13 protein-coding genes are annotated in these 14,883 nt (G+C 42.4%); 7 read left to right on the top strand and 6 right to left on the bottom strand.

Annotated elements, in window-relative coordinates; all coding sequences use genetic code 11:
• The first annotated feature begins 38 nt into the window (after nt 1–38).
• A complete protein-coding gene (locus NXX38_RS23105; RefSeq protein ID WP_217721125.1) occupies nt 39–1,787 on the top strand; it encodes an ATP-binding protein in 1,749 nt (582 codons plus the stop codon).
• A gap of 78 nt (nt 1,788–1,865) precedes the next feature.
• On the opposite strand, the gene NXX38_RS23110 is transcribed toward NXX38_RS23105, so the two are convergent.
• The 4 genes from NXX38_RS23110 to NXX38_RS23125 form a co-directional block, all read right to left on the bottom strand.
• On the bottom strand, nt 1,866–2,366 hold the full coding sequence (locus tag NXX38_RS23110) for a GNAT family N-acetyltransferase (RefSeq protein WP_217721126.1): 501 nt from the start codon (nt 2,364–2,366) through the stop codon (nt 1,866–1,868).
• Nucleotides 2,367–3,137: 771 nt separating this feature from the next.
• Complete coding sequence (locus tag NXX38_RS23115; RefSeq protein WP_258981316.1) at nt 3,138–5,681, bottom strand: hypothetical protein; 2,544 nt, start codon at nt 5,679–5,681, stop codon at nt 3,138–3,140.
• Entirely contained in the window at nt 5,669–6,118 is a 450-nt protein-coding gene (locus NXX38_RS23120; RefSeq protein ID WP_258981317.1) for a hypothetical protein, read from the bottom strand. The genes NXX38_RS23115 and NXX38_RS23120 overlap by 13 nt, the downstream gene beginning before the upstream one ends.
• Before the next feature lie 372 nt (nt 6,119–6,490).
• Entirely contained in the window at nt 6,491–7,435 is a 945-nt protein-coding gene (locus tag NXX38_RS23125) for a site-specific integrase (RefSeq protein WP_217721128.1), read from the bottom strand.
• Nucleotides 7,436–7,637: 202 nt separating this feature from the next.
• Between NXX38_RS23125 and NXX38_RS23130 the strand changes: the two genes are divergently transcribed.
• From NXX38_RS23130 to NXX38_RS23155, 6 genes are all read left to right on the top strand, one after another.
• A complete protein-coding gene (locus tag NXX38_RS23130; protein ID WP_099147019.1) occupies nt 7,638–7,907 on the top strand; it encodes a DUF4248 domain-containing protein in 270 nt (89 codons plus the stop codon).
• Between the two features lie 461 nt (nt 7,908–8,368).
• Nucleotides 8,369–8,992, top strand: a complete 624-nt coding sequence (locus NXX38_RS23135) for a hypothetical protein (RefSeq protein WP_258981321.1) — start codon at nt 8,369–8,371, stop codon at nt 8,990–8,992.
• Between the two features lie 4 nt (nt 8,993–8,996).
• Nucleotides 8,997–10,376 carry a replicative DNA helicase gene (gene dnaB / locus NXX38_RS23140; RefSeq protein ID WP_258981322.1) on the top strand — a complete coding sequence of 460 codons (1,380 nt, stop codon included), beginning with the start codon at nt 8,997–8,999 and terminating at the stop codon, nt 10,374–10,376.
• A gap of 188 nt (nt 10,377–10,564) precedes the next feature.
• Nucleotides 10,565–11,071 (top strand): HU family DNA-binding protein, encoded by a 507-nt coding sequence (locus tag NXX38_RS23145; protein WP_258981323.1) that lies wholly within the window; start codon nt 10,565–10,567, stop codon nt 11,069–11,071.
• Between the two features lie 114 nt (nt 11,072–11,185).
• Entirely contained in the window at nt 11,186–11,479 is a 294-nt protein-coding gene (locus NXX38_RS23150) for a hypothetical protein (RefSeq protein ID WP_099147015.1), read from the top strand.
• A gap of 18 nt (nt 11,480–11,497) precedes the next feature.
• A complete protein-coding gene (locus NXX38_RS23155) occupies nt 11,498–11,947 on the top strand; it encodes an N-acetylmuramoyl-L-alanine amidase (RefSeq protein ID WP_258981324.1) in 450 nt (149 codons plus the stop codon).
• 149 nt (nt 11,948–12,096) lie between these two features.
• Here the strand turns inward: NXX38_RS23155 and NXX38_RS23160 are convergent, their stop codons facing one another.
• Both NXX38_RS23160 and NXX38_RS23165 read right to left on the bottom strand, forming a co-directional pair.
• On the bottom strand, nt 12,097–13,431 hold the full coding sequence (locus NXX38_RS23160; protein WP_258981325.1) for an ATP-binding protein: 1,335 nt from the start codon (nt 13,429–13,431) through the stop codon (nt 12,097–12,099).
• Nucleotides 13,432–13,661: 230 nt separating this feature from the next.
• Nucleotides 13,662–14,834: an iron-containing alcohol dehydrogenase gene (locus NXX38_RS23165; protein ID WP_148364839.1), complete on the bottom strand. Its 1,173-nt coding sequence runs from the start codon at nt 14,832–14,834 to the stop codon at nt 13,662–13,664.
• Nucleotides 14,835–14,883: the final 49 nt, after the last annotated feature.

Raw genomic sequence — 14,883 nt, forward strand, 5'->3', positions numbered from 1 at the left:
ATTTTTTATTGTTACTTTTGTGAGAAAATGAAAGAGGTATGAATCAACCAGTAAAGCGCAAACGTATTCCTTATGGAATGATGAACTTCATCGATGTCCGCGAAGACGACTGTTACTACGTGGACAAGACACATTATATCCCGCTCATAGAGAATGCGAATAAGTATTTCTTTTACATTCGTCCACGCAGATTCGGGAAGAGTTTAACGATTTCCATGCTCCGACATTATTATAATATACTCGAAGCTGATAAGTTCGAGAAATGGTATGGCGACTTATATATAGGCAAGCATCCCACTCCCGAACGCAATTCATATCTCATCATTTACCTCAACTTTGCCGTAGTTAATGCGGAATTGAAAAGTTACCGTGAATCATTAGACGCGCATTGCAACACAGAATTCAACTTCTTCTGCGATGTTTACGCCCAATATCTTCCCGAAGGGATAAAAGAAGAGATGAATAAGAAAAAGGGAGCCGTAGAGCAACTGGACTATTTATATAAAGAATGCGTCAAGACCAATCAACAGATTTATCTGTTCATTGATGAATACGATCACTTTACAAACAAAATCTTATCCGAACCTTCCTGCCTGGAAGATTATAAGAGCGAAACACATGGGACCGGTTATTTACGCAGTTTCTTCGATACAGTGAAAGCCGGTACAGACTCCACGATCAAACGTTGTTTCGTAACAGGTGTCAGCCCCGTCACGATGGACGATCTGACTAGCGGATTCAATATCGGCACCAACTATTCACTTTCCCCGGAATTTAATGAAATGACCGGATTTAACGAAGAAGAAGTGCGCGCAATGCTGGATTATTACGCCACTACCTGCGAGTTCCATCACTCTATCGACGAGCTGATAGAAGCAATGAAGCCTTGGTATGACAATTACTGCTTTTCAGAGCAAAGTTACGGAAATACCACCATGTACAATTCCAATATGGTGCTTTACTTTGTAGATAACTACATTCGTAATGAAGGATATATGCCTCGCAATATGGTAGAAGAGAATATCCGCGTAGATTATAACAAACTACGAATGCTCATCCGCAAGGATAAAGAATTCACCCATGATGCCTCGACTATTCAAACATTAATAAAACAGGGATATATCACTGGTGAGCTAAAAACGGGCTTCCCAGCCGAGACTGTTGCAGAACCGGATAATTTTGTCAGCCTACTGTTCTATTTCGGCATGTTGACTATCAGCGGAACGTTAGAAGGAGAAACGAAGTTGACCATTCCCAACCAAGTAGTACGTGAACAGTTGTACAGTTACTTATTAGATACATACAACGAAGCAGATCTCCGTTTCGATAATTGGGAAAAAGGAAAACTGGCATCTGCCATGGCTTATCGTGGCGACTGGAAAGCCTATTTCAACTATATCGCCGAATGCCTGCACCGCTACTCTTCCCAACGTGACAAACAAAAGGGCGAAGCATACGTACATGGATTTACACTGGCTATGACTGTACAAAACCGTTTCTATCGTCCTATTTCCGAGCAGGAAAATCAGGAAGGATATGCCGATATCTTCATGTTTCCTTTATTGGATATTTACAAAGATATGCTTCATTCATACATTATAGAACTGAAATATGCCAAAGGAAAGGATAACGATGAAAAAGTAGAGCAACTCCGCCAGGAAGCCATCACACAAGCCAACCGCTATGCCGCCAGCGAAACGGTGCAAAAAGCAATCGGAACAACGACGCTGCACAAAATTATTGTTGTCTATCAAGGCATGAAAATGGCGGTGTGCGAAGAAGTTTAAAGTTCATATATATTCAAATGCACTATACAGAAAAGGCGACTCGTTAGGTACGGGTCGCCTTTTTTGTTTGATTATTGTCTATTCTTCTTTCAAATCATAATACAACAAACGAGTATGTTTATCATCATCATTTGGAAGCAGCAGACTAAAATTATTTTTCTCATAAAATGGAATAGCGTTTAAATATGCATCCACAGTAATGAAATGACATCCAGTTTTATTGTTCTCGATAAAATAGTCTTTTATAAAATCCATCAATACTGTACCGATACCTGTACCAGAATAAGCAACATCAACAGCAAAACGGCATATTTTCACAGCGGGACAACTTTTCAAACGCTTATCATTAACAAAACGATGCTTACGAAACCTATTAAATTCTGTCTTATTCTCAAAATCCCCTAACGAAACACGGTCATTAGCCAAACTGAAATATGCTATTATCCTATCATCAACTTTAGCGATGTAAGACACTGCCAGTAATGCCTCCCGATAAAACGAAGCCTCATGCAAAATAAAATCGTTCAAGTCGGCATCACCGCAATTGAACGATTCTTCTATTTTTTCACCTTCTTCCATCCGACTAATGCGGAATTTAGAAAAGTCTATTTGTACACCTATTATCCAATCATTTAAAATTGGTTGCCGCTTTCATAACGAGCTCATAATTTTTGCGTCTACGTTCCCGCTCCTCTTTCGACACTTTACGTGGACTTTTCATCTTTTCTTCAAACCGACGAGCATCCTCTCCAAACAATATTGGGGTTTCTCTTATTGGTCTTGCCATCTCATTACCTCCTTTCATTAATTGTAGATACAAAGGTAACACAATTTCTCCTATAGCAAATCATCATACATTTTCTTCTTCAGGAAGGATATGCCGATATTTTCATGGTGGTATGTGAGGACGTAAAATAGCAAGAATGGGTGTTTGGTAATTATCGTGCGATAATCTACAACTAAGATTTCTTCTTAAAGATTGAAAAGCCCGGACTTTCGCAAGCCCGGGCTTTCCGTATTCTCTCAAAGCATCTCCTTAATCTATAGGGAAATGGGGTACTAGTATTAAAAAAATAACGTACTAGCATAATATAGGGAGATACATTCAGAGTAAAGATAAAAGGGATGCCAGTGGGAAATTAGGGCGGCATCCCTTTCTAAAAGAAGTACAGAAAGGGGAGGACTGACTTTCACAAGCTAATGCCTTCCATCTGTTACTTCTTGACGTATTCTTCACCAGCGTGGTGAAGAAGGGTTTATCTATCACCAGAGATTAATATCTCCCGTTCCTTTTATTAGAAGAACCTATAAGTTACGGGAGATATTGTTATCTGATTAATTAGCAGGTTATTATTGTTTGTCTACCCAAGTCGGAACAGTGACTGTTATCGACTTAGCCTGACCAACCATGCTACCCCAAGGAGAGGTAGGAGTAGCTGTCACAACAACTTCCATCGTACTCTTGATCGTACTTGTTTCAGCTATTGATTTAATCAATTTGAGTTTACTGTCAGAAATAGTAGGCACTTCAAAAGAGGATGCATCTTTTCCTGAAAGAGAATACACGATAGAGAAATTATAGATATCCATAGCGTTATTGCTGCCATAGGTATCATTATCAGCTGTAGGCCATACGTTTTTCTTATCTCCATCTTTCCAAACAAATGCAGTTGTCAAATCAAGACCATTTGTTCTTGCAGTCGCGTTTTTCACGTCATACTCAAATTTGGTATTTTTTGCATCTTTATAGCCGAATGTTCCGTTCAACTCATTAGCAGGAATTACAACTGGAATAGTTATGGCGAATATTTTCTCCTTACCACATTTTCCCTCCAGTGTGACTTTGATAGGTTTGCCATCGTAATCGTTAGACACTGTAACAGTACCGTCTTTAGTAACTTCTACACCTTTACGTTCTTCCGGAGCAGCATCTTTTTGAACATCATCAGCAAGAGCAAACTCCATTGTACCACCGACAGTCGTAACCAAATTTTCATATACTTTATCGTAGTTTGTATAAAGTTCTTTCAAGCTTCTGGAGGCTGTTACTGCATTTACCTTACCATTAACATCTTTACCTAAATTAATAAGCAATGTTCCGTCTGTATAAATATTAGCTACCAATTTAAATGCTTTATTTTCTGCATCAGGAAGAGTTACGGTTACGCCCTTCACTGTTACATCTACTGTATAATCACCATTAGTAATCTTCGTAGTAATATCAGTAGGCGCACAAGTTGTTTCTTTAGGAATAATTAAAGCAAGTTCACCACCGCTATTAGACCCCAACTTAATTGTCTGGTCTTGCGCAACAGCATCAAAGGTACAAGAGCTGAATTTATCCGTTACTTTCATATTCAACGCATTCTTTATTGCAGCTATAACCTTATCTACACCGTCGGCACCAATAGTAGTAATATCATAAGGCTTTTCTATAGCATTCCACAAAATAGACTCTGTTGATTTAAGTGTAATAACTTGTGCCTCTCCTTCGCTGACGATTTTAACTTCCGTATATTCCTTAGCTGTATATTCTTTTGTCACAGGTTTTTTATCTCCGGCTGTTGCAGGATCCGTCACTGTTACGGTAGATTTCACAATAGCTTTGCTTCCTGCATCTCCTTTAGCTGTCAGAACACCAGTTGCTTCTTTTAATTCAAAGGATTTTTCAGCTGTAGCCTTGTCTGTAAATGCAAATGCCACCTTGAAATATTTATCCGAGATGCCTAGTTCAGCCAAAGTCTTTGTGGAAGAAGTACCGCTAACCTTTCCACTACCATCTATTGATGTATTCACAGTTAACTCGTAATCAGAAACCTTTGTATCTCCATCGTTTTCCATATAGTCAATAGCAGCACCTTTCTTCACTGTTGCTACTGCACCATTTGCAGATGCCCATTCTACCTTGCTGATATACAAATCACTCTTCACAGCAGCAAAATAGTTTGAAGAAACATCATTCAACGTTTTCTTATCTGTAGCAACCTTGTCTTTTACAGTCAGAGCTACAGCATAACTATGACTTACCGCACTGGCATCCAACGTCACTTCAATCAAGTTAGATTCTCCTTCTACAGTTTTGATTCCTTTTATCTTGAACGGATCGTTTAAAGCACGTGTTTTCACTTTCTGGCAATCTACGGCAATATCATATTTTGCGTTTTCCTCGCCGAAGTTAGCAACCAAATCAGCTACCACAGCAGAAGGTGATACACGGAATTTCACTGTTACTTCGTCCACATTGACTACAGGTTTCCAATCTTCTTTCTTATCATCAAACTGCATATAGTAAGTATTAAACAACACCTGTCCATCTGCATATTCCGGTACATACACAATGCTCTGAATCATGCCTTTGATAGCATCAATTTCTTTCTGTAGTTTTTCTTCCAGACCTTTTATAATACCGGCATTACCTTCAGATTCTCTTTGGATAATATCTTTAACAGCTGAATTAAAGGTAACCCCCTCACCCGAAGGCAATTCCAATCCTGCCAATTGTTGTTTTGTTTCATCAATCTGTTTGATGACAGCTGCATAATCCTCATAAGTTGAGCCATCTCCTACAGCTTTATCGATAGCTGCCAACAACAGATTCAGCTTATCCATTTGAGCTTTATACTCTTTAGAGAAAAGCGTTTCATTTACTTCTTTCACAAAAGCAGCAAGATCCGCATTTTCCTTAAAGTTTTCAGAAAGATACTTATTGACGTCTGCAAGCACTGTACCGACAGCCGTTTTCACAACTTTATCCACATAAAGAGCAATACTACCCTCTTTGCCGATAGCATTCAAAATCTCCTGATTCAGATAAGCATCAAAACCGGTATTTTTATAGCCACTAATATCCTTATTATTCTGATAAGCAGCTTCGGCATCGATCAAAGTCTGCAAAGTAGATTTAGCAGTTTCGAGGTCGGTGATCTTTTTTTCAGTCCATTGATGTAATCATCACCTCCTAAAGCCTTCTTCAAAGCGGCCAAATCATTTTGAGCTGTAGCCAGTTTACCAGCCAAATCTTTTGCATTCTCACCTACTGCTGTTTTCAGAGCTTCCTGCAAATCAGCAATCTGCTGTGTCAACGAAGTTTCAGACGAAGGATCATTCACCAGTTTTTCCAGTTTGGCCAATTGTTCTTTCAATTCCTTGCTCGCCTTATCAACAGCTGCATTCATGTCTTCCGTGCTTACAGGACTAGCAGATGTGATCTTATCAACCTGCTCCTGCAAGCCTTTAATGTCATCATCATAATCCTTACAGCTCGTTACTGCTGTACTGACTGTAAGCGTCAATGCCCCAAAAAGCATTACCCTAACAAATTTTTTCTTCATAACTACTTAAAAATTACATTAATAATATATTATTAAACACTAAGTTTCAATAATAGCCGCCCGTTACTTCGTAGGTAACGGATAAACCTTTGTACCTGCTCTTTTGGAGTAGTCAATACTGAAAAATGAGACGATAAGCAATGAAACATTTTTACCCCTGCTTCTGAAAGGCAGTAGAGGGAGGGAAATCTTTTGCAAAATTTAGAAGTTAACAAAGTCCTAATACAAAGAATCCGTGTGTTTTATTTGTTTAATTCCTCTTTTGAGTAGTTTATTAGAAAAAATGTATGATTTCGTTTGGTTGTTTTAAGAAATATGCTCATATTTGCACCGATATTTCAACCCGTTACCTACGAAGTAACAGAGTAAAAATCAAGCACTTGTACCTATCACCGAGCGTTTTACAAAGTCGATCACCTGTTTATTTGCTTCATCAATTTTCCTACTCCGGAAAGGTTTCAAATAAGTTTCTGTTACAGTGATAGACGAATGTCCCATTGCTTCGGAAATAATGCCCGGATGAATTTCGCAATAATACGCAGTGGTCGCCCAAGTATGACGTGCGGTATATGAGCTCAACCGATCTTTGAGTCCAAGCAGCTTTCCCACCAGTTCCAACTGATAGTTAAAATTGCGCAGAGCCAGTTGATATTCCTTATACGCCATTGGCGAACCTTCGTCACTGTGAAGAATCGGGAATAAATAGGGCGACTGCTCCTCGCGGCTCCTATACTTCCGTAAAAGAAACATCGCTTCCGAGGTCAACGTCACAGACAGCGGACGCCCCGTTTTACGACGACGATAACTAATCACATTCCCCCGGAGATCACTCTTACGCAGATAAGCCAAATCGACAAAAGGCAATCCCCGGAGCAGGAACATAAGAATGAACAACTCCTGCGCACTCCTCATGGCAGAAGTAACCGCATCCGACTGCAACAGACGGGCAAATACCTTCTTCATATCCTCCGCATCCAATGCCCGGCGACGGTCCGCCCGCGTACCTGTATATACGGAGCGAAACAAATGTGGCACATAAGGCGCCTTCCGAAGATCGACAGCACGATTGTAAACCGCACGCAACGTGCGAAGATATGTAGACACCGTGTTCCAGCTACACCCACGAGCCCGAAGGCTACCCTCAAAATGCTTCAGCCACTCCGGAGTTATTTCCCGGAACGACAAACAACCGGAACCCTGAAAAGTAAGAATCGCATTCAAACTACTTCTATATACATGAGCAGTCCCTAAATTCCCACTCTGCTGCAAATCAACAGCCACTTGCTTCATAAACGAAGTAAAACTTTCCTTCTTCATTAAAAAATAATTTAATAATTAATATTTACTATTCCCACAATTTACTTTAGTAAAATACGAAAATATATATACAAAAATTTACATACATAAAATTATAAAGTTAAAAACTGAAATATTCACATTATCTATCAAATTTATTTTCATACATTTGCGCAGTTTTTTAAACAAATAACTCTTTTAATTACTAAAAAACAACAAAGTTATGAACAACAATGAACCAGCTGTCGAACACTACAGCATCAATGGATTCAAGTATTTCTCCGAGTTGGCGAAAGAATATTTTCCTGATCTGGCAAACGCCTCTTCCGCCAGCAAAAAAATGCGCAAACGCATCAAAGCAGACAAGACGTTGAATGAACAACTGGCTGCCGCGTATTACACCTGCCAAACAATCGACATCAGTCCCGAAATGCAACTAATCCTTTACCGTCATTGGGGACCTCCCCACATCGACCTGCCGACAAACGTTTAATTACGTAGTAGAAAACGAAAACATCGACAAGGAATAAAAGGAAAATCGAACTATATATTTTTAAATATATCATTTATCTTTTTATTGTTTATTATGTATTCCACTTTGCGTTCACCACTTTTTTCAGATAAGAAGATAACTATCATTTATACAGCTATTTACCGAAAGAAAAAAGCGTTCCACAAAGCGTTCGGCAAAATGACCGTTTTTTTCATTCCAAACAGAGCCTCCGAATCCCCCTAACGAAGGCTCTGTCTATCTCCGGCAGAAGCTCTATCAAACACAAACAGAGCATCCATTTCATCTCCCGATCACTTCTTCGCCCCATGAAAGAAAACAAAAATACAACAACTTACGTACCACAACTATTCTTCTTCGTCCACACCCGTCCACAAACAGGCACACCCCTTGCAAACCGCACGGAAACAGCGTACTTTTACAGAAAATTTAAATAATACCCAATGAAAAAAATCAATTTCCAAGCCATGCTGAAACAAGGTTTTCTCATTATCCCTAAAGCCTTAGTACAGCAGCAGATAGAAGACCTGCACATGCAAGAAGGAGAACTAGAAGCACTCCTGAAAATCCTGATGAAAGTCAACTATTCGGATACACTCTATAACGACCGACAGAACAAAGACTGCTTGTGCAAAAGAGGCGAAAGCCTATTTAGTTATCGTGACTGGAGCCACATCTTCCACTGGTCTGTCGGAAAAGCCTTCCGGTTCATACACGAGCTTGCCACGCTGGGAATTATAGAAATCATCCCCCACCCCAACAATTCCTCCCTGCATATCCGTGTCACCGAATACGACAAGTGGGTGGGAGTTCCCGACAGCGACAAGCAGAAAAAGAAAACCGTCAACGAAAAGTTCCACCTGTTCTGGAATGAATTCCACAGCATCACGCAGCTCCCCAAAGAGAATATCGCCAAAGCACAACGCGAATGGAAAAAGTTGAGCGACAAGGAACAACAACTCGCCATCGACAGGATAGAGGAATATTATTTCCACCAAACGAACATCAATTTCCTTCTCCATGCCGCCAGCTATTTATCCAACAAAGCTTTTCTTAACGAATACTGATCCTATGAATACCGAAAACAGAGTTTCACCACAGGCTCCCGAAATAGAAGAAGCCATCATCGGCGCCTGCCTGATAGAGCAGGGAGCCATACCACTGGTAGCCGACAAGCTGCGTCCCGAAATGTTCTACGTCCTGCGCCATCAGGTTATCTATGCCGCCATACTGGCCATGTATCATGCAGGAATAAAGATAGACATCCTCACCGTAAAAGAAGAGCTTTCCCACCGTGGAAAGCTCGAAGAGGCGGGCGGACCGTTCGGCATCACCCAATTGAGCAGCAAGGTGGCAACCTCCGCCCATCTTGAATATCATGCGCAGATCGTACACGAGAAATATCTGCGACGCGAAATGATTCTGGGGTTCAACAAACTCCTCGCCTGTTCGCTAGACGAAACGATGGATATCGACGACTCACTGGTAGACGCACATAACCTGCTCGACCGTCTGGAAGGCGAATTCGGCCATAACAACCACATGCGCGACATGGATGAACTAATGACCGCCACCATGGTAGAAGCCGAAGGACGTATCGCCAACAACAAAAACGGAGTAACCGGCCTCCCTACCGGACTGGCGGATCTGGACCGCATGACGTCCGGACTACAGAAAGGCGAGTTGGTGGTGGTCGCCGCCCGTCCCAGCGTAGGAAAAACGGCATTCGCACTACACATGGCACGAAGCGCAGCAATGGCAGGGTATGCCGTAGCTGTCTACAGCCTCGAGATGCAAGGAGAACGACTAGCAGACCGATGGCTGACAGCGACCAGCGAAATCAGTGCCCGCCATTGGCGATCGGGAACCGTCAGCCAACAGGAACTCGTAGAGGCACGCACAACAGCCGCTGACCTCAAACGCCTACCGATACACGTAGACGACAGCACATCGGTCAACATGGAACATATACGTTCCAGCGCGCGACTGCTGCAAAGCCAACATGCGTGCGATGCTATTATTATCGACTACCTGCAACTCTGCGACATGACGACCGGTCAAAACAACCGCAACCGCGAACAGGAAGTGGCACAAGCCACCCGCAAGGCAAAATTGCTAGCCAAAGAACTGAATGTACCGGTCGTACTGCTTAGCCAGCTAAACCGCGAATCGGAAAACCGCCCTGCCGGCCGGCCCGAACTGGCCCATCTCCGCGAGAGCGGAGCCATTGAACAGGATGCAGACGTCGTCATGCTGCTCTACCGTCCCGCCCTTGCAAGGGTAACGACCGACCGGGAAAGTGGTTATCCCACCGAAGGCCTGGGAGTAGTCATCATAGCCAAGCAACGCAACGGAGAGACAGGAAACGTCTATTTCAGACATAATCCGGAAATGACCAAGATCACCGAATATGTCCCTCCGTTAGAGTATATGCTGAAACATGCTAAATAAGAAACAATTACACTAATAACATACAATTTTATATTACAATATATAGCAGAAATCATTTTCTTATTTTATTTCATTATACACACAAAATATATAGCAAAATACTTGACTTTCCCTTTCATATTTCGTATATTTGTAATGTCGTAATGACAGAGAAAATTTTATTACTTAAACCTTAACTTTTTAATTGTATGAATGTATTAGTGGAGCGCTATCAGCGCAGAAAGTATGTGAATCAATCCGATTCACAGATGTTGTATTATGTACGCCAGAAATCGGGTACAGTGAGAGTGATGGACATCAACAAGCTGGCGGATGCCATCGAAGCGAACTCTTCGCTCACTGCAGGAGACGTGAAGCATGCCATTGAGGCTTTTGTCGAGCAATTACGCCTGTCGCTTACCCAGGGCGACAAGGTGAAGATTGACGGATTGGGTACGTTCCATATCACGTTGAGCAGCGAAGGGGCGGAAAAGGAGAAAGATTGCACGGTGCGCAGCATCCGCAAAGTAAATGTCCGTTTCGTAGCAGATAAGGCGCTTCAGCTGGTGAATACGAGTCATGCCACTACCCGAGGCGAGAATAATGTCGATTTCATCCTGGCAGCAAAGGGCGACGGAGAAAGCACCGACGACGGAAAAGACGGCGGAAGCGGTGATGGCGGCGGAAGTGGCGAAGCTCCGGACCCGGCAGCTTAATCTTAAAAAACAGTGCCGCATGGATATTACGGAGTGATTTCTACAGTTACTCTCCATGCGGTTTCTGTTTCCTTCTACATTTATTTTTTAATTCTCAATTCTCAATTTATTAAAATGCTTGATAAAATCATAGAGATCATTATGACAATCCTGCCCTTTCTGGGCAGTAACCGCAAAAAGCGCAAAGTAATGGCGCAAGAAGTAAAAGAGTTCAGCGAACTGGTGAAAGACCAATATACTTTTCTGATGCAGCAGTTGGAAAAAGTGTTGAAGGATTATTTCGACCTTAGCTCGAAAGTGAAAGAGATGCATACGGAGATATTCTCGCTTAGAGGTCAGCTGGCGCAGGCTGCCACCTTGCAATGCATCCATAAAGAGTGCTCGCAACGTAGTGTGGCAGAAGCCTGACAATGAACGGTCTTATCCATGAGAACTATCAATCTAATAGTAATCCATTGCTCCGCCACGCGCGAGGACAAGAGCTTCACGGAATATGATCTGGATATCTGTCACCGCAGGCGCGGATTCAACGGAACGGGGTATCATTTTTATATCCGCAAGAACGGTGATATAAAGTCTACCCGTCCGATAGAAAAGGTCGGTGCGCATTGTCGCGGTTTCAACAAGGAAAGTATAGGTATCTGCTACGAAGGAGGACTCGACTACATGGGACAACCGAAGGACACACGCACCTGTTGGCAAAAACACTCTCTGCGCGTATTGATTCTCGCTTTATTGAAAGAGTATCCCGATTGCCGGATATGTGGACACCGGGATCTTAGCCCCGACCTGAACGGAAACGGCGAGATTGAACCGGAAGAATGGATCAAAGCCTGTCCTTGCTTCAATGCTGAAAAGGATTGGGATAAAGTCTAAAAAAAGATTAGCTTTATTATAATTTAGGCACGGATAACACGGATTTCACGGTTGCTTTGTATAAGCATAGCACTAACCGTGTAATCTGTGTAATCCGTGCCTAATCTTTATTTTATGATTTTACAAGACTACTCGTTATCAAAGGTCGTTTAAAACCGACGCAATATGCTGTCTAATTTTCCAACGAGGTAAAAGGGAAGATTAATCAATTTGAATTCTTTTCCGTCTGCCGTCTTCACCTCATCCACCGCATAGGGCTGCGACCATATTCTGACTGCAACTGTCTGCACAGAGCGATTCATAAAAGAATGCAAGGAACGCAGATGGGCGTTATGTCCTGACTTAACTTCAATGGGATAAACCATGGAATCCTGTACCCAGACATAATCGACTTCTGCATTTGAACCGCTCTTATTACGTACCCAGAAACAACGTTTCTGACTGACTTTATCTGTCAGTGTCAACAGTTCTTGCGCCACAATCTGCTCCGCTATCATACCACGCCAAGCATCCATTATATCTTTTGCTCCCAAAACTTCCCTCTGCACCTGTGCCGCATAATTCACCAATCCTGTATCCAACCAGACCAGCTTGGGCATACGCTTTATTTCAGGAGTGGCCGGAACTTCCGTTGCCGTAGTCGGATAAACTAGTTCCAATAGCATTGCTTTCTCCAACAGACGAAAAGCCTCTCCTACTTCCCGGGCATTATAAGACGAACCGGCAAATCCCCCTAAAGTTACTGCTTGCCCGGCTTTATGCCATCCCTCCTTTAAGATAAAACGAATCACTTCCGGAAGTCGTTTCCCTTGAGCGTACTTTTCCACATCATCCCGGTATCCTTGCAAAAGGGTTTCATAAGTGGACTCCAAAACTAGAATATCCCTGCTCTCTGCATAAAGCTGCACAACTTCCGGCATGCCTCCAATCAGCGTATAGATATTAAACAATAACATCAAACGGTCATGAAAAGCGAAAGTGACTTCCGGTTGATCTAAAACAGTCACTAAAGCTTCTTCGCCGACAGCACCCAGAAACTCGCGAAATGAACAAGGACGCAATGCCATATATTGCACCCTTCCCACTGGAAATGAAACATGCACATCTATCAGGTTTTCTAATAATGAACCGGCAGCAATCACATAAATATCAGGTAATTCTTCATAAAAATAGCGCAACAATGCCATCGCCTTTGCCGAATTTTGAATTTCATCAATAAAAAGCAAGATTTGTCCCTCTTTCTTTACCTTTCCACAATGTGCAAAGAACAAAGGCATCAAATCTTTTAGAGGCACATTCAACTCAAATAAGGATGCTGCCTCCCGTTTCTCCAAATTCAAATAAAGGTAATTTTCAAACTGTTTCCCAAATTCGTTAACTACCGTTGTTTTACCTACTTGTCTCGCTCCACGTAATATTAAAGGCTTTCTGTGCGCATCGACTTTCCATCTTTCCAAATGAAGCAATATATCTCTTTTAAACATGAATCACAAACTTATTGGTTATCAACAACAAAGTTATAAAAAGTTTTCAAAGATGGGGTAAAATACTCGAATTTTGTTCTAAAAATGGGGCATAACTATACTGTTTTTGTTGCATAAAGAGGGGAAGCATTTATAATACTGTTCCAAAGATGGGGCAAAAGAAACAAACCAACAACTGCACCCCTCTATCAGAAGACAAATGATGCAGTTGTTGGTTATATCTGTTTTTCTTATAATGCCAGACGATAAATCTCTTTGCTGTCCTGTTTCGCTAATTTGACATAATTGCCTACCAATTCGCCTTTATTCCGGTGCAGACTATCTACAAGGCGGTCGATGTCGGGATTCTCAATGCCAAGTTCTTTGAAGGTCACAGGCAGGCCGATGGAAGTAAAGAAGGATTTCAGGCGGGAAATTCCTTCAAGGGCCACCGCCTTTTTATCGTCAGATTCTGCCACTCCCCACACCCGGATAGCGTATTGGGCTATCTTATCCACATTGTGTTCTGTCATCCATGTCATCCAGGCAGGGAAGATTACGGAAAGTCCGGCGCCATGAGTTACATTGTAAATAGCACTGATTTCATGTTCAAGGAAGTGGGAAGCCCAGTCCTCTTCACAACCTACACCACAGGTTCCGTTATGGGCAATGGTTCCACTCCACATCAGATTGGCACGGGCTCCGTAGTTTTCAGGTTCTTTCATGACGGTGGTTGCTTCTTTGATGATGGCAAGCAGTGTGCCTTCGCACAGACGGTCGCCTATCTCTACATCTTTCGTGTTGGTGAAATAGCGTTCCATGATGTGTGCCATCATATCGGCAATGCCGCAGGCGGTTTGGAAAGGAGGAAGTGTGTAGGTCAGTTCGGGGTTCATTACGGCGAAAACAGGACGCAGTACACCGGGAGCACGGAGGCTTAATTTCTGTAAGCCATCGACTTTCGTGATGACGGTGTTACCGGAACCCTCGCTTCCGGCAGCAGGAATCGTTAACACAACGGCTACTTTCAATGCTTTCGTCACAATGGCTTTTCCGATGTAGAAGTCCCAGAAATCTCCGTCATAAGGAACTCCGGCTGCAATAGCTTTCGCCGTATCAATCACAGAGCCGCCACCAACGGCGAGCATCATATCTACGTTCTCTTTCCGGCAGAGGTCGATTCCTTCATATACTTTCGTGTCTATCGGGTTAGGCTGTACACCGCCCAGCATACAATAGGGAATCCCTGCTTCCTGCAATGATTTCTCAACACGAGCCAATAATCCGCTGCGTATCACAGAGCCACCGCCATAGACAATCATTATTTTGCGTGCGCCGTATTTCTGCACTAATGCTCCGGTTTGCGCTTCCGTGTCCCGTCCGAATACAAATTCGGTAGGGCTGTAAAAGATAAAATTATTCATTGTCGCTTTCTTTATAGGCCTTTTTATATAGATCCTTTATAAGTCAGAC

Source organism: Bacteroides sp. BFG-637 (assembly GCF_024793605.1).
Classification (GTDB): Bacteria; Bacteroidota; Bacteroidia; order Bacteroidales; family Bacteroidaceae; genus Bacteroides; species Bacteroides vicugnae.